Below are 19,324 nucleotides of genomic sequence, written 5' to 3'. Positions count from 1 at the left end.
GCGCCTCGGCGCCGAGGCCGATGTGACGCGCCGTGAACGGGAGGCCGCCGCTCACGCCTCGCCGCCCGTGAGCGCCACGTATGCGGCGCGGTCGAGGAGACCGTCGGAGGTGGAGGCATCCGTCGTGATGCGCACGAGCCACCCTTCGCCGTAGGGGTCGGCGTTGACCAGCGACGGGTCGTCGATCACGGCCTGGTTGATCTCGACGACCGTGCCGGTGAGCGGGGCGTAGAGCTCGCCGACCGACTTGGTGGATTCGATCTCGCCGCACACCTGCGCGGAGGCGACGTCGGAGCCGGCCGCCGGCAGGTCGACGTACACGACGTCGCCGAGCTTGTCGGCTGCGTAGTCGGTGATGCCGAAGGTGGCGGTGTCGCCGTCGAAGGCGATCCACTCGTGCTCGGCGGTGTACTTGAGGCTGTCGAGATCGGTCATTTCTTCCTCCGGTAGAAGGGCAGGGCGGTGACGGTGGCGGGGATCCTCGTCCCGCGCACGTCGATGGTCAGAGTGGTGCCGGGTTCGCTCACGCGCGGAGAGACGAAGGCCATGGCGACGGGATGCTGCCGCGTCGGGCTGAGCGCACCGCTGGAGATCTCGCCGACCCGCTCGTCGCCGTCGTACACGTCGTAGCCGGCGCGGCCGGCGCGCTTGCCGTCGGAGACGAGTCCGACGAGCACCGGGGCGTCGGTGGCGATCACGGTGGACAGCGCCGCCTTCCCGACGAAGTCGTCCTTGTCGATCACCACCACGCGGCCCAGGCCCGCCTGGGCGGGAACGGTGTCGAGCGTGAGCTCGTGGCCGTAGAGCGGCATCCCCGCCTCCAGCCGCAGCGTGTCGCGGGCGGCGAGTCCCGCCGGCACGAGGCCATGCGGCGCGCCGGCCGCCAGCACGGCGTCCCACAGCGATGCGGCCTGCGCGTTCGGGACGAGCAGCTCGTAGCCGTCCTCGCCGGTGTACCCGGTGCGGGCGATGAGCAGCGGCGCACCCTCGTAGGTCGCCGACGACCAGGCGTAGTAGGACAGCTCGGACAGCGCGGGCGAGACCGCCTCGACCGCCGACATCGACTCGAGGATGGTGCGGGCCGCCGGCCCTTGCACGGCGATCAGCGCGAACCGGTCGGTGACGTCCTCGACGGCGGCCCCGGCGACCCGGGTGACCCGCTCCGCGAAGGCGGCGGCCACGGCATCCCGGTTCGCCGCATTGGCGATCACGAGGAACCGGTCCTCGGCGATGCGGTAGACGATGACGTCGTCGACGATGCCGCCGGTCTCGGCGAGCACGAGCGAGTACTTCGCCTTGCCGACCGTCATGGCCGACAGGCGCCCGGCCAGGGCGTAGTCGAGGAACGCGGCGGCATCGGCTCCGGTCACCAGGAACTCGGCCATATGCGAGATGTCGAACAGACCTGCGGCCTCGCGCACGGCGTGGTGCTCGGCGAGGTCGGAGGTGTAGCGCACGGGCATCGACCAGCCGCCGAAGTCGGTGAAGGAGGCACCGAGAGCGGCGTGGCGATCGTGCAGCGGGGTGGTGCGGGGGTCTGTCATGAGTTCTCCCGGTCACGGGGCGGGGCGGCACCGGGCGGTGCCTGAGAACTCCCCCTCTGTCATGGGCCTGAGAGTTTCGCCGCGGCATCCGTTTCAGTGAAGGGATGTCACGGGTTTCACCGTCGGCGGAGCGCCGGGCTCGCCGGCGTTCGCTTTCCAGAGTGGCCCGATCGCGGCGGTACGCGTACCTGAGAGATTGGCGGGGAGGCTTGCTCCTTCGGTGCCCGGCCCGAACTCGGCCGAGGCTCTCCCGCAACGATCATGGGGCCGATGTGGACTTGTGCCGCCCAGCCTAGCGGCTCAGCGTATGGGGGTCACGGCGTCGAGGCTCGTGTTGATCGTGTCCATCGCCGACCCCGCCTTGCCCGACATGCACGATGTGTACACCGACAAGCTCTGCTGCGACCCCCACGCGGCATAGGCGCTGCTCTCGACACCGACCTTGCCGTCCTTGCCGGCGTCGTACGAGGCCTTGGCCGCGGTCAATGTGGTCGCCGCAGTCGATGCGATCGGCACGACCGTCGCCTTCACCTTCTGGGCCGTCTCGAGCAGCTGGGTGAGGGAGTTCTTCGGGATCGAAGAGGCGACGTTGCTGACGGTCTTGGTGGCCGCGTCCGCCGACAGTTTCGCGACGGCGAGCGATCCGACGAGGTTCTGCACGGCGTAGAACACGGTGTCCGTGCCCCCTGCCGACCACGCGGTCATGCAGTCCATCGGCGCCCAGAACATCGACAGCACGGAGTTCATCATCGACGAGGCGGTCTTCATGCCGTCGATCGCGGCGCCGTGCACACCCAGGAGCTCCAGTCCCTGCGCGAGGTACCCGATGCCGTCGGTGACGAGGCTCACCTTGGCCACCACGAGCTTCATGAACGAGGCCATGGTCGCCGAGGCGATCCCCACGAGCTTCTTCGACGACACCGCGAGCACGTCGCCGACCTGGCCGCCGAAGGTCGACAGCTGCTCCGCGACCGACTTGCTCGAGTAGTACGGTACGAGCGTCTTGTCGCTCGTCATCGAGACGGACGCCCAGCGCGGGTCGGCGTCGATGGCGTCGGTGCCGCTGACCCAGTTCCGGAACAGGGCACCGCCGGCATCGGCGGCGTGCACGACCACGTTGGTCCCGCCGAGGTACATGCGCCTCGCGGCGTCGACACCCGGGCAGTTGGGCGCGGTGATGACCTCGAGCTTTTCGGCGTCGGAGGGCAGAGAGAGGGTGTAGCAGATCGCCTGGAAGGTGGCCCGCACGCTGTAGTGGAAGGAGGACCCTTCTGCCGTGTGCCCGGCGCCGACGAGATTCACCGGTGCGTTCGGCGTCTCACCCGTGCCCGTCACGTCGCCCGACCAGCCGAGGAACTTGTAGGCGACGGGGTCGGCGGTCACGATCGGCAGCAGCTGCGTGCCGACCTGCCAGGCGTAGCCGCCCCAGCCGGAGCGAGGATCGCCGCCCGTGGCGCAGTCGGCGGGCGTCGTGCCGACGAAGTTCTTCAGCTGCGAGGTCGCCGCCGGCGCGTTGTTCGCCGCTCCCGCCCCTGCCACGGGCGTGCCGTCGGGCGCCGTCACGAGCGCGTCGACCTTCACGAACTCGCACGCGTACGCGACGACCTGCGAGTTGCCGTAGAACAGCTCGTTGAGCTGCGACGACCGCGACCACACGTTGCTGATCGTCGGAGCCTGACCCGACCCGGATCCCGGTGGGGAGGTGGCCCAGGCGAAGACGACCTCGGCGCCCTGCGCCGCGGGGGTCGCGGGTCGTGCGTTGATGAGGATGCCGTTGCCGCTGACTCCCTGGTCGTAGAAGTTGCCGCTGTGGTACGCGGCGTCGCAGGCGTTCGCACCGAGGGAGAAGGTGGTGTCGAGCGTCAGCGCACCGGCAGGCTGGGCGCTCACCGACAGCGGGCGGCAGTTGGAGTTGGAACCGTAGGATGCCACGGCCGTCGTATCGGCCACGAGCACCGTGGAGACGGTCTTGTGCTGGATCTCGCCGTTGGGGAGCGGGAAGCCGCTCCAGCCGAGGAACCCCAGCTTGCTCGTGCCGGAGACAGCAGTGACGCCCACGGACGTGCCGGCGCGGTACCAGGGCGCCGTCGCCTGTCCCTTGCCGGCGGGGCAGTTGGACGGGGTGTCGAATCGGATCGAGCCGAGCGTGCCCCCCGACGTGTCGCCGCGGATCTCGCTCGACAGCTGCACGCACGTGCCGTACGACGCGGCGATCTGGAAGGGCTTGTCCGTGATGCTGTACGAGAACGACCGATGGTAGGACGGCTTGCGGGTCGCGGCATCCGTCGACCAGCCCTCCGAGCCGAACGCGACACGCGACGTGTCTCCGCTCCACGACTCGAAGAACGTGCGGGCGCCGTAGAGGGCGTCGGTGAGCACGCCGGAGGCCCGCGTGCCCCAGAGCCACCCCTGCACACCGGTCACGGGGTCTGTGCAGTTGGGCGCGGGGGTGTCGAGGGTGATCGTGCCGCCCGCCGGTTGCACGGCGGACGCGATGCCGGCGTAGCAGATGGGCGCGAAGTCGGCGATGATCTCGGTCGTCGTCGGGGTGATGACGATGTCGGTCTTGGTCGCGCGGGCGTTCGGGCCCTGCATGCCCCGCCAGCCCACGAACTGCATGTGCGCGGGGATGGCGGCGGTGTCGATCGACACCGGCACGGTGCTGCCGATCTTGAACGACGTGTCGACCAGCGCGGTCGGTACGAGGTAGTTGCCGCCGCGGACGGTGACGGCGCCGCCGTTGCAGCCGCGTTGCGGAGTGAAGCGCACCATGTTCAGCGCGGTGAGACGGTCGGCGATGCCCGCGGCGCCGACGACCACCGGCACGCACGCGAAGTCGGTGCGCACGTCGATCGTCATGGGCTGCACGACCCCGCCGATCTGCGTCAGCCATGGCGTCGTCTCGAGGTAGGCGGTCTTCCCGTCGCCGGAGATCTGGGCGTTGTTCACCAGGACACCGTTGATCGCGACCCCCGTGATCGCCCGGTTCGCCGCGGCGGTCGCGGAGAGGCGGAAGACGTCGTTGGTGAGGTACCCGGTGCCCCCGGCGCAGTTCGGCGAGCCGAACAGCGTGACGGTCGCGGAGTCCTGCGGGCTCGAGCCGACGGCGCCGAGGGGCACGCAGGTGACGACCTGGCCCTGCACCTGGGCGGAGTCGCCCGCCCACAGTGCGGTGCCGCTGTAGCGGAGCGTGAAGAGCGCACCCTGCCGGTCGGCGAAGGCCGGCAGTGCGACGCCGCACGATCCGCTCAACGCGAGCGACGTGCACACGACGGTGTCACCGCGCAGCACCGTCACGGTGCCGCCGTCGAGGGTCTGGCTCGGGCCGCGCACCTCCCAGCGGACGGGGAGCGTGCTCGATCCCGCCCAGTCGGTGCCGGTGACGTACAGGTTCACGGAGGGCGTGCCGCGCCCGACCGAGACGGTGTGCGTGATGGCGGCGGGGGCGTACGCCTCGTCGCCGCTGTAGGAGACCGCGAGGGCGCGCGTGCCGATCGCACGGTAGGCGACGTAGCAGCTGCCGGTGGCGGTCAGCGGTCCGGCGCCCGCGTCGGGCTGAAGGTAGGCGATGCACGTCGCCCCCGCACCGTCGTCGATCGTGACCTGGCCGTTGGGTGCGCGAGCCGGCAGCGCGTCGGCGAACGCGTACGGCTGCTGCTCGGTGGCGTAGCGCACGGAGGCCGTGACCTTCTTGTATCCGCCGGCCGACGTCGGGTTCTCGGTGAAGAGCGTCACCGCGGCGGGAGCCGCGATCCAGGAGTGCGCGAGGCTCGCCGTGCTGAGGGCCATCCGGCCGGCCGACGGCCGGAACGTGGCGACGATCGACCCCGCCCACACGACATCGGGCGTCACGGTGAGCCTCGCGTAGCCGTTCTCGTCGACGCGTCCGGAGGCGATCGGGATCGAGTCGCGCGTCAGGGTCACGAAGCCGTCGACGGGACCGCGCGCGCTGCCGGTGTGCGCGACATAGGTGACCTTGCCGGTGAGCAGCCCGGGCACAGGATCGGAGAGGCCCATCGCGGTGCTGAGCGTGACGGTCGTCGCGGCGGGAACCAGCGTGACGGTGAACGGGGCGGACGTCGACGCATCCAGCGTGCCGTCGCCCGAGTAGCGCACCTCGAACGTCGTCGCCGTGCCCAGCGGCATGACGGCGGGCAGCGTGACGCTGAGAGTGGCACTGCCGTTCACCACCGGGGCGGCGTCTCCGTACTGGATGTTCGCGCCTCCCCCGAACAGCGACACGGTGCCGCCGGCCGACACGGCGCCGGCGATCCGCACGGGCAGGGTGAGGGGCATCCCGTCGTCGACGGTGGCCGGGGCGGTGACCGTCACCGCTGATGTGCCGGCACCGACCTGCACGGCCGAGAATGCGAAGTCGTTCGGGGCGACCACCTCGTAGCGCGTGTCGGGGTCGGACTTGAGGTAGCGGGCGCGCACGGTCCAGCCGCCGGCGATGTCGACGGGCATGGCGCCGAGGCGGGTGCCGGCGAGTGTCGCCCGGCCGTTCACGACCGGTGCGTTGACGGTGTCGGAGGTGCCGTGACCGCTGGTGACCTCGAAGACGATCTGCCCCTGCGGGTAGTAGCCGGCCGGGGCGCCCGGGAGGGCGACGGTGACGTCGGCGCCGAGCGTGCTGCCGAGCACCGCCGTGGTGGTGACCGATACGACCGCCTGCAGCGGCGTGACGGTGACCGGCAGGGCTCCCGTGACGCTTCCGCCCGGGGCGACGGCGGAGTCTCCGAAGCCCGGCGCCCCGATGAACTGCGCCTTGAGCAGCCCCGCGTAGGAGAACGAGATCGGCTCGCCGAAACGGGCGGTGACGACGGTTCGACGGATGCCGGAGCTCGACGTGTCGTCGGCGGCGCTCAGCGTCGTGCGACCGACCTCGATGCCCTGCCACGTGAGCACGACGACGCCCTCGGGCGCGTGGCCGAGGTCGGTGTTGGAGACCGTGACGCCGACGTCGAGCGAGCCGCCGAACGGCACGGAGGTCGCGGCGCCGGTGGTGAATGCGGTGTTCGTGTTCGCCGCGCGGACGGTGAGCGATGCGGTCGCCGACGCGGCGGCGAAAGCGGTGTCCCCGGCGAACTGCGCCGTGAGCGCGTAGTCACCCACGGGCAGGGCGTCGGCGGCCACCACGAGGGTGCCCTCGCCGTCGACGAGCGTCACCGTCCCCAGCGTGACCGTGCCGGCGGTGCCCGTGGCGGTCACCACGACGGTGCCGGTGGTCGGGGTCACGGTGCCCGCCGCGACCCGGACGGCGATCGACGACGCGGAGCCGAACGGGGCGGTGCGCGGGGCGGTGAGAGTGAGAGTGGGGGTCGCGCGCTCGACGACCGTGGCCACGGCGGCGCTGGCGGAGCCCGCGAAATCGCCGCCGCCGGTGTAGCGCGCGGTGAGCGCGACCGAGCCGAGGCCCAGGGTGCGGGCGGGGACCGTGAGCGACGCCGTCGCGCACCCGTCTGGATTCGCACCGGCGCACGCCGCGACGGCGACGGTGCCGAGCACGGTGGTGCCGGCCGAGAAGACGATCGATCCCCCGGGCACGCGTGACGTCGTCGGCGCGTCGACGGTCGCCGTGAGTGCGACCTGGCCGTCCCATGTGAGCGGGGAGCCGGAGGTCGTGAGCGTCGTGGTGGTGGCTGCGGCGGCGACCGTGACATCCTGGGCGGCGGCTGCGGAGTCACCGAACGCCATTTCGCCGATAAAGACGACCGACAGCGCATGCGCGCCCGAGACGAGCGCATCGGCCGGAAGGACGATCGCGAATGTGGCGACGCCCTGCCCCGATCCGGCGGTGCGCGTGACGGTCGCCCCGGTGATCTCCGCACCGTCGGAGAGAACCTTCAGCGTGCCGAACGGGTCTGCGGTGCTGGGGGCGTCCGCCGAGACGGTCACGCCCACGGTGAGGGCTTGCCCGACCTGCGCCCCCTGCGGAGCGATGCCGGTGATCCGTGTCCGCGTGGTCGCGGCGGTCACGGCGAAGTGCACGTCGCGCGAGGTGACCGGCGCGTAGACCGCGTCACCCTCGTACCGCGCCGACACGGCGGTGGTGCCGATCGCCATGCGGCTGATGTCGACGGTCGCGGTGCCGGTGGGACCGAGGTCGACGATGTGGCCGCCGACCGTGACGCGTCCGGTGGGAGCGGGGCCCACGCCCGTGACCGTGACCGTGGCCGTGCCCGCGACGCCGTCGCCGTAGACGGCGCCCGGCGCGGCGACCGTGAGCGAGACGGTCGCGGCGCGGCGCACCGAGAGCGTGGGCTGCTGCGCGGGCGTGCCGGCGTGCTGCCCGTCGTCGCTCGTGTAGAGCGCGTACAGGCGGTACTGACCGTGTCCGAGCGCGCTGCCGGACAGGTCGATCGTCGCGACGCCGTCGGCGACGGCCACGGGGCCCGCGAGAACGGTCGCTCCAGCCGGGTCGGCCGCGATCACGACGGATCCCGCCCGATCGTCGGCGGCGGTGATCGCGAGCGACAGGGTCGCGGCATCCGTCATCACCCAGTCGCTGCCGGTGCACACGTCGGCGGGGGTTCCCGTGGCGCAGGCGAGGGTCACATCGACCGCCTGTCGCGACACCGCGTACGACTGGGTCGCGGCAGCGCTGTCGCGGAAGGGCGCGGCGGCCGTGAAGGCGGCGGAGTAGTCGTAGGACGTGCCGCCGCGCAGGCCCGAGACGACGACGGATGCCGCGGCTCCGCCCGCGCCCGGGGTCACGGTGATCGGCCCGTAGGTCTGGCCGCCGACGGTGAAGGTGACCGAGCCCGCCGGCTGCGCGCCGGAGGTCGCGGTGACGACGGCGCGGAAGGTGGCCCGGCCGAAGACCGACCCGTCGGGCTCGACCGAGGCGGTCGTCGCCGTGCCGCCGTCGATCTCGACCGCGCCGAGGTCGCAGCCCTGCGCCGGGCGCGCGGTGCCCAGCGCGTCGGTCGCGGGGCATTCGGAGCCGGCGCGGACGGCGGGGTTGCCGGTCGGGACCAGCGGGTAGACCGGAACCCTGCCGGCGGTGCTGCGGGCTCCGACCACCGGCGTCGAGAGGCGCTGGCCCGTCGTGCCGGGGCACGAGGAGTCGCCCTGCGGCATGACGTTGTTCGCACCCGTGAAGCGGCCGGAGCACACGAAGGCGCCCTGCGAACGGTCGGTCGAGAAGACGGAGTTGCGCACGGATGACGTGGCGTTCGGACTCGCGAGCGAGCCGCCGCGGGAGTCGACGAAGGTCGAGTTGACCACCGTCATGTCGGCGTCGGCGTAGACGTCGGTGCCCTGGTTGGTGCCCGTCGTGTACTGGTCGCCGATGCTGTTGCCGCCGAAGGTGGAGTTCGTCACGGTGGTGGTGCCGGTCGCGCGGATCGCTCCGCCGAGCGTCGAGCTGCTCCACCCGGTCGCGGTGTTGTCGAGGAAGGAACTGGCGGAGACGTCGATTCCGCGGGCGAAGACGCCGGCGCCGCCGTACCCGGCGGAGTTGGACGACACGACCACGCCTGTGAGCGTCGTCTGCGGCACGCCGGCAAGCAGTCCGCCGGCGAACGTGGAGCTGTATCCGCGCGTGAAGGTCGTGCTCGCGACGGAGAGATTCCAGTACTCGCTCGTGACGGAGAGGATCTGCATGACGCCGCCGCCGTCCAGGACCGTGCCGTGGCCGACGATCTCGAGCAGTCCGGCAGTGATCGCGGGCGCCGCAGCGGGCACCTGCTGCACCGCCATCGCGGGCTGCACGGCGAGAGCGGTCGTGCCGGTGGGTGCCGGTGCCGCGGCCGGGGCGGTCTCGACGGGCGCTGCGGGGGCCTCGGTCGGCGCCGGGGTACCGATGGCTGCGGGCGTGCCTTCGGGCGCGGGCGTGTCGGACACCGCCGGGGGCGTCTCGGACGGAGGCGTCTCCGACGGGGTCGGAATGGGCGCCGTCCCGGTCGGCGCGAGCGCGTCGGGTGCGAAGGTCAGCGGAGCGGTGAGCGCGATCGTCGGGCCACCGCTGATGTCGATGGTCGCGCCGACGCTGCCGTCGGCGGCCGCCTGCTCGGCGAGGGCGAGCGCGGCGCGGAGCGTGCAGTCGCGCCCGCCCGTGGCGCAGCTGTCGCGCTGGGTCGAGAGCGCCGTCGCGTCCGTCGTGTCTGCGGCCGAGGTGACCGTGATCGAGAGGCGGGCGGAGGATGCCGGGGGCGCCGCGGACGCGGCCGTCGCGGTGGTCGCGACCACGCCCAGAGGCACGACGAGCGAGACCACGATCGCGGTGGCGACGCGCGCCATGACGGGCATCATCGGCGCCGTGCGCGCGACGGACGGCGCTCCGTGAGGCGCCGGGTAGACGCGTCCCGTCGGACCCGCTCCCCGACGATAGAGCGCGACGGCGACGACGACCGGGATCGGCACCGCCAGGAGCTGCAGCACGCCCCCCACGAGCGACGAGGCCGCGTCGCCGCCGCCGAGCGCGGCGAGCCAGACGAGCATCCCGACGACGATGGAGACGGCCGCGACGGCCGCACTCCAGCATCCGAGGATCACCCAGCGGTGCCCCGCCGCGGCGCGATCGGCGGCGCGGAGGGCGCGCACCGGCCAGGCCCGCTCGAGCACCGCGGCGGGAACGAGGAGGATCGCCGGCGCGGCCACGCGCCACTGGGCGCCGAACGGCACGGCCAGGACGATCCAGCGACGCCAGGTCGTGGCGCCCACTCCCGCGTTCGTCCGGCGGAGTCGGCTGCGGACGGCGATCACCGCCAGTCCGACCAGGCCGATCACGCTCAGCACCGGTGCGAGCACGAGGGCCAGGATCAGCAGGGCGAGGGCGACCGCGACGGCCGACAGGGCCTGCGGCGTCGCGCGGAGCCCCATCCGCAGGGCCGCGCCCAGGCGGGTGCCGCCGCCGGCGAGCGCCAGATCGGCGAGGCGCGCCGAGGCCGCGAGGCTCGCCACGGCGAGCGGAAGGCTGAGCGCGAGCAGCACCACAGCCGAGAGCGAGGCGATTCCGACGGCACGCGACTCGGTGGCCGAGGGATCCGCAGCGGCCCACGCATACAGGTCGGACGCGGCGGCGCGCAGCACCACGGCGACCAGCCCGGCCACGGCTGCGATCGCGAGCGTCAGCAGCAGCTGCACGAGCGCGAGGCGCCACCACGATCGACTGACTGCGCGCGCAGCATCCCGCGCTCCCCCGATGAACATGAGAAGATTCTCACGTAACGGACCCGCCGCTGATCTGAGTGGAAACCACCTACCGGCGATACGGGCCGCAGGATCCACGTCCTGCATACTGAGCAGCGTGCGGGAGACGTCCACCATGGATGCGGGGGCACGGGCGGTCGCGCTGGCCGATCTCGTCCACGCACGCCGAGGGCGCGCCTGGATCCTGGAGGGTTCGGTCGGGATGGGCGTCGGTTCGCTCGCCGCCGACGTCGCCGCCGATCTCGGCAGACGAGACCTCGATGTGCTCGCGGCATCCGCCCTCCCCGCGCTCCGCGAGGTGCCGCTGGGCGCGCTCGCCCCCCTGCTCGCGCGCGCCGACGTCACCGCGCACGCCGACGAAGCGGTCGACCACCGCCTGCAGCGACTGTTCGCCCGGCTGGCGCGGGGCACCGCCCGCACGGTGATCGTGGTCGACGACGCGATGTGGCTCGACGAGCAGTCGGCCGCCGCGATCCACCAGCTCGTCCGCGCCTACGGCGTGCGGGTGATCCTGACGACCCGGCGAGGCTGGGTTCTCGCCGATGCCCTGCGCCGCCTGGAGGACGAGGGCCTCGCCGAGCGCGTGCCCGTGCTCCCCCTGGACGATTCCGCGGCGGCGACGCTCGTCGAGTGTCTGGTCGGCGACGCGGTCGCCCCCGAGAGTCTGATCGAGACCGTCGGGCGGGGTGCGGGGAACCCGCTCTTCCTGCGCCTTCTGCTCGACCAGGCCCGTCAGACGGGGCAGCTGCACCCGAGTGCCCGCGGTGTCGTCATCGACACCCCGGCCCTCCCCCCGCGCGTCGCCGAGCTCGTCGCCGAGTGGACAGAGCCCGTGACCGACGCCGAACGGCATGCGCTCGAACTGCTCGCCGTGGCGGGCGCGCTCCCGCGCGGCGGATTCGACGCCGCATCCCTCACCGCGCTGCACGCCCGAGGACTGGTGGCGCTGGAGGCGACGACCGCCGCGATCGTGGCACCGCTGGTCGCGGAGGCGATCGAAGGCGCCCTCGGCGTGGACGCCCGCGATGAGCGGCGGCGGCAGGCCGCGGACCTGCTCGACCCGCTGCGCGACGAGGACCGCCTCGCGCGGGCGCTGCTCCTGTCGGAGACCACCGCGCCGCCCCCGACGGCCGAGATCGCGTGGGCCGCGCACGCCGCCACGGTCCGCGGGGCGCACCCCGACGCCGTGAGGCTGGCGGAGCGCGCCGATGCGCTGGCGGCTGCGCGCGGGGAGCCGCCACCGCTGGAGGCCCTCATCCTGCGCGGCGAGTCGCTGTGGCTGCTGGGACGACACGACGAGGCGGATGCCGCGTTCGACGCCGCGCTCGCGGCGTCGAACGACGACGCGGGCGTGGCGCTGACGGGCTCCCGCGCGAGCCAGTACTGGGCCATCCGGCGTCGGGATCCGCGCCGCGCCACCGAGATCGAGCAGGCCGCCCTCGCGTCGCTGACGAGTCCCGACGCGCGCGCGTTCCTGTTGGGCGCCACCGCGAAATGGCGCATCATGATCGGGGCTCCGCACGAGGCGCCCGTGGCCGGTGCTCCCGTCTCGGACTCCGCGGCCGCGACGGCGGCGACCGCGCTCGACCCGCACCTGGTGGCCACGCTCACCGGTGTGCTGGCGGGGCGCACGACAGCTGCCCGCGCGGCGATCGCGGCGGGTCGCCCGTTCGCGGAGGCGGCGGCGCCCTTCGTGCGTCACGTCGGCGAGCTGTTCGACTTCGCCGAGCTCGCGCTCGACGCCCTCGACGGCGACCTCGATCGGGCGCGGGAGGCCATGACCGCCCGCAGTTCACGCGCCGTGAGCGAAGGCGCCGGCATGTGGAACTACGGCGCGGCGTTCCTGCAGTATCAGAGCGGTCAGCTCGACCGGGCGGTCACGCACGCCACGGTCGCCGTCGACCAGCTCGCCTGGCGTGACCTCATCGCGGTGCTGGGCGCCGCGCACGGCCTCCGCGTCGCGATCGTCGCGCAGCGCGGTGACCGCGCCGCCGCCACGACCGCGCTCGGCGCCGTCGATCCCGCCTTGCGCACGGTCGTGCTCGCCGACCTCCAGCTTGCCGAGGCGGAATCGTGGATCGCGTACCGCGCGGGGGCCACCGACCCCACCGCGCCGCTGACGCGCGCGCTCGAGCGTGCGGCCGGCACCGGTCACGACGTCTGGCTCGCATTCGCGGCGCATGCCGCGATCCGCATGGGTGTCGCCGATGGAGCGCTGGTCGCGCTCTCGGCGTCGCCGTCGCGGCCCGAGGCATCCGTCGTGGGCCTGATCCTCGCGCACGGCGAAGCCCTGGCGGGACGCGACGGTGCGCAGCTGCTCCGTGCGGCCGACGCGATGGATGCCGCGGGGCTCCACGCCGGCGCGTACGACGCGGCACTCCAGGCACTGGGGGTCGCCCGGGCCGCCGGCTCGACCGATCTCGCCCGACAGGCCCGCGTCACGGCGAGTCGCATCGCGGTGCGCCTGTCGCCGTCTCCCGCCCGCGCCGACGCCGGCGACGTGCTCAGCGCGCGCGAGTGGTCGGTCGCCACCGCCGCGGCGGCGCGGGAGCGCAACCGCGAGATCGCCGAGCGGCTCGGACTGTCGCTGCGCACGGTCGAGAACCACCTCGCGAGCGCGTACCGCAAGCTCGGAGTGAGCGGACGCGATGAGCTGCGGGCCGCACTCGACGGCGGAGCATCCGGCTGACTTCTCGCCCACCGGGTGCCGGCACCCCGCCCTACGACGTGCAGGTCCCCGTCGACACCGCCGCGCTCAGGGTCGGCGCGGCCGTCACGACGGGCCCGAACGCGTCGGGCGTCATCGCGTAGCCGCGGTTGGGGTCGTTCTCGGCGCGCGCGAACACGACGCCCGCGGCCGCACCCGTCGACGTGAGCAGCGGACCGCCCGAATTGCCGGGGTGCACGACGGCCGTCAGCGCGTAGATGTCACGCGGCGCCGAGGAGCCGTTGTAGATGTCGGGCACGGGGGCGACACCCGAGGACAGCACGGCGGCGTTGACGCTCGTGAACGGTCCGCCGTACGGGTACCCCTGCACGGCGCCGGTCGCACCCGGCGGCATGGTCGACGAGATCGGCAGCGCCGGGGCATCCAGACCGTCGACGGCGACGACCGCCAGGTCCACCACAGGATCGAAGTACACCACGCGGCCGTCGCGCGCCGGTCGCCCGGGCAGCTCCACGACCGGCGTGGTCACCCCCGCCACGACGTGCGCGTTCGTGATCACACGGTCGGCGGCGACGACGAACCCCGAGCCGGTGAGGCTGCGGCCGCACGCGAACGCCGTGCCCGAGACGCGGGCGACGGATGCCGCGGCCGCCTGCAGTGCGGGATCGTCGAGCGCCACGGGGGGCGACGTGGGCTGCACCTCTCCGCCAAGGAGCGCGCCGAGCTGCGGGATCCCCTGGTCCATCACGGCCGAGCGCAGCTGGGCCACGGCTGCGGCCACGGGCGCCGGGGTGATGTCGGAGATCACGCCGAGCACGCGGGAGGACGCCACCGCCGAGGAGATCACGGGCGTGCCGGTCGCGGCGACGCTCGTGCCGACGACCGACATCACGAGCGCGGCGACGACGACGCTCCCCACCCCGCCCAGCGCGCGGTCGATCCCGCGCAGCTTGATGCGGTCGACGCCACGACGCAGGAATGCGCCGATCGCTCCTCCGATCGCCGCGCCGACCACGACGAGCACGACGCCGACGGCGATCACCGCGGCGATGCGCGACGAGGGCCACGGCCAGGCGCCGTTGACGACGGGCATGAGCCAGAACGCCGCGAAGGCGCCGGCGACCAGTCCGATCAGCACGCCGATGCTCGCCACCAGGCCGCGCTGGATGCCCAGCACCAGCGACCCCACGAGCAGGATGATCAACAGCACATCGACGACGTCCACGGCACCTCCGCGAACAGCGTAGGGATCGATCCTGTGACTTGCACTTCAGGTCAGAGTGACACTAAGCTCGGGACGAGGAGTAAGAGTCACCATGACACGAACCGATGTCCCCCTAATCGACGCGACCCGCGTCGCCGTCTCGACGGTCATCTTCAGCCTGCGCCGCGATGCCGACGGCCGCCCCCTCGTCGTGCTCCCCCTCGTCACCCGCACGCGCGACCCGTACGAGGGCCGGCGTGCGCTGCCCGGCGGCTGGCTCGACCATTCGGAGAGTCTGGATGCCGCGGCATCCCGCACCCTCGCCGAGACCACCGGGCTGGCGCCCAGCTATCTCGAGCAGCTGTACGCGTTCGGCGACGTCGACCGCTCCCCCACGCGGGTCGTGTCGATCGTCTACTGGGCGCTGCTGCGGCCCGACGAGGTCGAAGGCGTCGACTCGCCCGAGAACACCGCGTGGTTCGACGCGGCCTCGCTCCCCGAGCTGGCGTTCGACCACAACCACATCGTCGAATACGCCCTGTGGCGCCTGCGCAACAAGGTCGGCTACAGCCGCATCGCGCACGGCCTCCTCGCGGACGAGTTCACCATCGCCGAGCTGCGCGAGGTGTACGAGTCGATCCTCGACCGCCGGCTCGACCCGGCGAACTTCCGGCGGCAGGCCGAGGCATCCGACTCGCTCATCCGCACCGACGGATTCCGCACCGGAAGCCATCGGCCCGCCCGCCTCTACCGCTACAACCGCGACGTCGAACTCGCCGACGCCGGGCCCGTCGCCGCGCGGCGCTGAGCCCGTCACCCTGCTTCCCACCGAAGAATCCCGCACCACCCGAAGAAAGCCGACGCCATGTCCGCCACCCAGATCACGCTCCAGCCGCGGCCGATCGATCCTTCCGTCGACCATGAGATCCGCGCGATCGTCGCGGGCGACCTCACCGCCGAGACGTGCAACACCGACCTCGCCGAGGGACCGTGGACCTTCGACACGCGTCCCGGCTACGGTCCGGGCTCCTCGATGGGCGATGTGATCCCCACCGGGGCGCCGCGACAGGGCGAGCTCCCGCAGCTCTACCGCGATGCCTCCGAGGACGAGCTCGACGCCCGCATCCGCGCCGCCAAGGCGACGCTGGGCGACCGGGTCGTCGTGCTCGGGCACTTCTACCAGCGCGAGGAGGTCGTCCGCCACGCCGACTACGTCGGCGACTCGTTCCAGCTCGCCAACGCCGCGCTCGAGCACCCCGATGCCGAGGCGATCGTCTTCTGCGGCGTGCACTTCATGGCCGAGACCGCCGACCTGCTGTCGCAGCCGTCGCAGGCGGTCATCCTCCCCAACCTCGCCGCGGGCTGCTCCATGGCCGACATGGCCGACATCGACCAGGTCGAGGAGTGCTGGGAGCAGCTCGAGGAGCTGTACGGCGACATGGAGACGACGGATGCCGACGGTCTGGTCCCCGTCGTGCCGGTGACCTATATGAACTCCTCCGCGGCGATCAAAGGCTTCGTCGGCCGGCACGGTGGCATCGTCTGCACGTCGTCGAACGCCCGGACGGTGCTGGAGTGGGCGTTCGCCCGCGGACGCCGCGTGCTGTTCTTCCCCGACCAGCACCTCGGCCGCAACACGGCCAAGGCGATGGGCGTGCCGCTCGAGCAGATGCCGATGTGGAACCCGCGCAAGCCGCTCGGCGGCTCCTCCGAGGCGACCCTCGAGGACGCGCGCGTGATCCTGTGGCACGGATTCTGCTCGGTGCACCGCCGCTTCTCGGTCGCGCAGATCGACAAGGCACGCGCCGAGCACCCCGGTGTGCGGGTCATCGTGCACCCGGAGTGCCCGATGGAGGTGGTGGATGCCGCGGACGAGGCGGGGTCGACCGACTACATCCGCAAGGCGATCGCCGCGGCGACGGAGCCCACGACGTTCGCGATCGGCACCGAGGTGAACCTCGTGCAGCGCCTCGCGGCGCAGTTCCCGCAGCACGAGGTCTTCTGCCTCGACCCGGTCGTGTGCCCGTGCTCGACGATGTACCGCATCCACCCCGGCTACCTCGCGTGGGTGCTGGAGGGGCTCGTCGACGGCGAGGTGCGCAACCGCATCCGGGTTCCCGCCGACGTGGCCGACCCGGCCCGTGTCGCGCTCGAGCGGATGCTGGCGGCCCGGCCGTGATCGACGTGCTCGTGGTCGGCAGCGGTATCGCCGGGCTCACCGTGGCCCTCCACGCGGTGGAGACCGGATGCCGCGTCACGCTCGTCACGAAGGACGTGCTCGAGCACGCCAACACCCGCTACGCGCAGGGCGGCATCGCCGGCGTGATGTTCGCCGACGACCGCGTCGCCGACCACGTGCGCGACACGCTCGTCGCCGGTGCCGGGCTCGCGGACCCCGAGGCCGTGCGCGTGCTCGTCGAAGAGGGCCCCGACCGCATCCGCGAGCTCGTCGCCCTCGGCGTCGCCTTCGACCGCGGCGCCGACGGCGAGTGGGTCAAGGGGCTCGAGGCCGCCCACTCCTACCCCCGCATCCTGCACGCGGGCGGGGACGCCACGGGCACCGCGATCGAGAAGGCGCTCGTCGCGCGGCTGCGCGCCTCGCACGTGCGGGTCATCGAGCACGCGTTCCTCGTCGACCTCGTGGTGGAGCGGTCCATGAGCGCGCCGAAGGGTCGCGTGCGCGGCGTCGAGCTGCTCGTCGGCGACGCACCCGGCGTCACGGGGCGCCGCGAGAGGGTGCCGGCCGACGCCGTGGTGCTCGCGACCGGGGGCGCGGGGCAGCTGTACGCGCACACGACCAATCCCGAGGTCGCGACCGGCGACGGCATCGCGGCCGCGATCCGCGCGGGGGCGGCGGTGGCCGATCTCGAGTTCTTCCAGTTTCACCCGACCGTCCTGGAAGGCGGGACGCACGACACCGGCGACGGCGCGTCGGGGTCGGCCGACGACGCGTTCCTCGTGTCGGAGGCGGTCCGGGGGGAGGGCGCCACGCTGATCGACGCGCACGGGCGCCGCTTCGTCTTCGACGCGCACCCCGACGGCGAGCTAGCCCCCCGCGACGTCGTCGCCCGGGCCATCGCGGCCGAGATGGCCCGGGGAGGCTCCGTGCGCCTCGACGCGACGGGGCTCCGCCCCACCGTGGCCGAGCGGCGCGCGTTCCTCGCCCGACGGTTCCCGACGATCGACGCCGCCGTGCGCGACCGGGGCCTGGACTGGGCGGTCGACCCGATCCCGATGACCCCCGCCGCGCACTACCTGATGGGCGGCGTGGTCACCGACCTCGACGGCCGCACGACGATTCCCGGTCTGTACGCCGTCGGTGAGGTCGCCCGCACCGGCGTCCACGGCGCCAACCGCCTCGCCTCGAACTCGCTCCTGGAGGGCGCTGTGTTCGGCGCCCGCGCCGGCTCCGTGATCGCGGCGGATGCGGCATCCGGCGCCTGGCCCGCTGCCTTCACCGCAGCCGCTCACCCGACGCGACACGCCCTCCCGGGCGCCGCGGAGGGGCCGTTCGCGTCAGGCGAGCAGGTCCCGGAGTTCTCGCGGCGCGCGCTGCAGCAGCTGATGTGGGCGGATGCCGGACTCGTCCGCGACGCGCACGGACTGGAGCACGCGGCATCCGTCCTCGCCTCGTGGCGTGCCGCGGAGCGGCACCCCGTCACGGAGGCCGAGTTCGAGGACGAGAACCTGCTCGTCGTGGCCGCGCAGCTCGTCGACGCGGCGCTCGCCCGCCGGGAGTCGGTCGGCGCGCACTTCCGCAGCGACAGCCCCGACGCGGCGCCCGCCCCCGTCGCCGCGCCCACCGTCGACGCAGCTGCCGCCGCTGCGCTGGAACCGTGGAGTTCTGACGAGCGACCCGCCCGCACCGCCGCACCGGAGGCCGTCGCATGCTGACCCGCGCCACGATCGACCGGGCCGTCGCCGCCGCGCTCGAGGAGGACGCCCCGTGGGGCGACCTCACGAGTGAGGCCCTCATCCCCGCGACGGCGGTCGCCACGTGCGACCTCGTCGCCCGCGAGCCCGGCGTCTTCAGCGGGGGCGATGTGTTCGCCGCGGCGTTCCGCCTGACCGACCCCGCCATCGTCGTCGACCTCGTCGCCCGCGACGGCGACGCGTTCGAGCCCGGCGCGGTGCTGGCCACCGTGACGGGGCCGGCGCGCGCCGTGCTCACGGCCGAGCGGATCGGCCTCAACTTCTCGCAGCGCATGTCGGGCATCGCGACCCTCACGGCGCGCTACGTCGCCGAGGTCGCCCACACCGGGGCGCGCATCGTCGACACCCGAAAGACGACTCCGGGCCTGCGCGCCTTCGAACGCCATGCGGTGACGAGCGGCGGCGGGCACAACCACCGGTACTCGCTGTCGGACGCCGTGATGGCCAAGGACAACCACCTCGCCGTGCTCGCCCAGCGCGGCGTGTCGGTCACGCAGGCACTGCAGGGCGCGATGGCCCGGCTGTCGCACACCACGCACGTCGAGGTCGAGGTCGACCGCATCGACCAGATCGAGCCTGTGCTCGCCGCGGGCATCGGCACGATCATGCTCGACAACTTCTCGCTCGACGACCTCCGCCGCGGCGTCGAGCTGGTCGCCGGTCGCGCGACGGTCGAGGCCTCCGGCGGCGTCACCCTCGGCACGGTGCGCGCGATCGCCGAGACCGGGGTCGACGTCATCTCGGTCGGCGCGCTCACCCACTCGGCGCCCGCGCTCGACCTGGGGCTCGACATCCGCATCGAAGACGCGGGCTGACCCG

The 19,324-nt window shown here is 73.1% G+C and carries 9 protein-coding genes and 2 riboswitches; of the genes, 5 read left to right on the top strand and 4 right to left on the bottom strand.

The features are described 5' to 3' along the window. Nucleotides 1-51 precede the first annotated feature (51 nt). From gcvH to ACSJDX_RS10105, 3 genes are all read right to left on the bottom strand, one after another. Nucleotides 52-435, bottom strand: a complete 384-nt coding sequence (gene gcvH, locus ACSJDX_RS10115) for a glycine cleavage system protein GcvH (protein ID WP_438352556.1) — start codon at nucleotides 433-435, stop codon at nucleotides 52-54. Beyond that, nucleotides 432-1,544, bottom strand: a complete 1,113-nt coding sequence (gcvT, locus tag ACSJDX_RS10110; protein ID WP_438352555.1) for a glycine cleavage system aminomethyltransferase GcvT — start codon at nucleotides 1,542-1,544, stop codon at nucleotides 432-434. The genes gcvH and gcvT overlap by 4 nt, the downstream gene beginning before the upstream one ends. A gap of 46 nt (nucleotides 1,545-1,590) precedes the next feature. Continuing rightward, a riboswitch (glycine riboswitch) is annotated at nucleotides 1,591-1,710 on the bottom strand. Further along, a riboswitch (glycine riboswitch) is annotated at nucleotides 1,711-1,807 on the bottom strand. A gap of 37 nt (nucleotides 1,808-1,844) precedes the next feature. Beyond that, nucleotides 1,845-10,700 (bottom strand): beta strand repeat-containing protein, encoded by an 8,856-nt coding sequence (locus tag ACSJDX_RS10105; RefSeq protein ID WP_438352554.1) that lies wholly within the window; start codon nucleotides 10,698-10,700, stop codon nucleotides 1,845-1,847. A 97-nt stretch (nucleotides 10,701-10,797) separates the two neighbouring features. Between ACSJDX_RS10105 and ACSJDX_RS10100 the strand changes: the two genes are divergently transcribed. Further along, a complete protein-coding gene (locus ACSJDX_RS10100) occupies nucleotides 10,798-13,389 on the top strand; it encodes a LuxR C-terminal-related transcriptional regulator (RefSeq protein ID WP_438352553.1) in 2,592 nt (863 codons plus the stop codon). Nucleotides 13,390-13,420: 31 nt separating this feature from the next. On the opposite strand, the gene ACSJDX_RS10095 is transcribed toward ACSJDX_RS10100, so the two are convergent. Beyond that, nucleotides 13,421-14,593 carry a MarP family serine protease gene (locus tag ACSJDX_RS10095; RefSeq protein WP_438352552.1) on the bottom strand — a complete coding sequence of 391 codons (1,173 nt, stop codon included), beginning with the start codon at nucleotides 14,591-14,593 and terminating at the stop codon, nucleotides 13,421-13,423. A 91-nt stretch (nucleotides 14,594-14,684) separates the two neighbouring features. Between ACSJDX_RS10095 and ACSJDX_RS10090 the strand changes: the two genes are divergently transcribed. Genes ACSJDX_RS10090 through nadC form a run of 4 tightly spaced genes read left to right on the top strand, consistent with a single transcriptional unit; the run spans nucleotide 14,685 to nucleotide 19,320 of the window. Then, complete coding sequence (locus tag ACSJDX_RS10090; RefSeq protein ID WP_438352551.1) at nucleotides 14,685-15,380, top strand: NUDIX hydrolase; 696 nt, start codon at nucleotides 14,685-14,687, stop codon at nucleotides 15,378-15,380. A gap of 57 nt (nucleotides 15,381-15,437) precedes the next feature. Beyond that, a complete protein-coding gene (nadA, locus tag ACSJDX_RS10085; protein WP_438352550.1) occupies nucleotides 15,438-16,751 on the top strand; it encodes a quinolinate synthase NadA in 1,314 nt (437 codons plus the stop codon). Continuing rightward, a complete protein-coding gene (gene nadB, locus ACSJDX_RS10080) occupies nucleotides 16,748-18,466 on the top strand; it encodes an L-aspartate oxidase (protein ID WP_438352549.1) in 1,719 nt (572 codons plus the stop codon). The genes nadA and nadB overlap by 4 nt, the downstream gene beginning before the upstream one ends. Further along, nucleotides 18,460-19,320, top strand: coding sequence for a carboxylating nicotinate-nucleotide diphosphorylase (gene nadC / locus ACSJDX_RS10075; RefSeq protein WP_438352548.1), 861 nt, complete (start codon nucleotides 18,460-18,462; stop codon nucleotides 19,318-19,320). Before nadB ends, nadC begins: the two co-directional genes overlap by 7 nt. Nucleotides 19,321-19,324 lie beyond the last annotated feature (4 nt).

This window comes from Microbacterium fluminis (genome assembly GCF_051549805.1).
GTDB lineage: Bacteria > Actinomycetota > Actinomycetes > Actinomycetales > Microbacteriaceae > Microbacterium.
The sequence above is the reverse complement of the archived record's forward strand: the minus strand, read 5'-3'. Positions and strand labels throughout refer to the sequence as shown.

What these genes read in the sequence shown, in the direction of transcription:
- gcvH (WP_438352556.1), bottom strand. Translation starts at nt 435, where the DNA reads ATGACCGATCTCGACAGCCTCAAGTACACCGCCGAGCACGAGTGGATC.
- gcvT (WP_438352555.1), bottom strand. Translation starts at nt 1,544, where the DNA reads ATGACAGACCCCCGCACCACCCCGCTGCACGATCGCCACGCCGCTCTC.
- ACSJDX_RS10105 (WP_438352554.1), bottom strand. Translation starts at nt 10,700, where the DNA reads ATGTTCATCGGGGGAGCGCGGGATGCTGCGCGCGCAGTCAGTCGATCG.
- ACSJDX_RS10090 (WP_438352551.1), top strand. Translation starts at nt 14,685, where the DNA reads ATGACACGAACCGATGTCCCCCTAATCGACGCGACCCGCGTCGCCGTC.
- nadA (WP_438352550.1), top strand. Translation starts at nt 15,438, where the DNA reads ATGTCCGCCACCCAGATCACGCTCCAGCCGCGGCCGATCGATCCTTCC.
- nadC (WP_438352548.1), top strand. Translation starts at nt 18,460, where the DNA reads ATGCTGACCCGCGCCACGATCGACCGGGCCGTCGCCGCCGCGCTCGAG.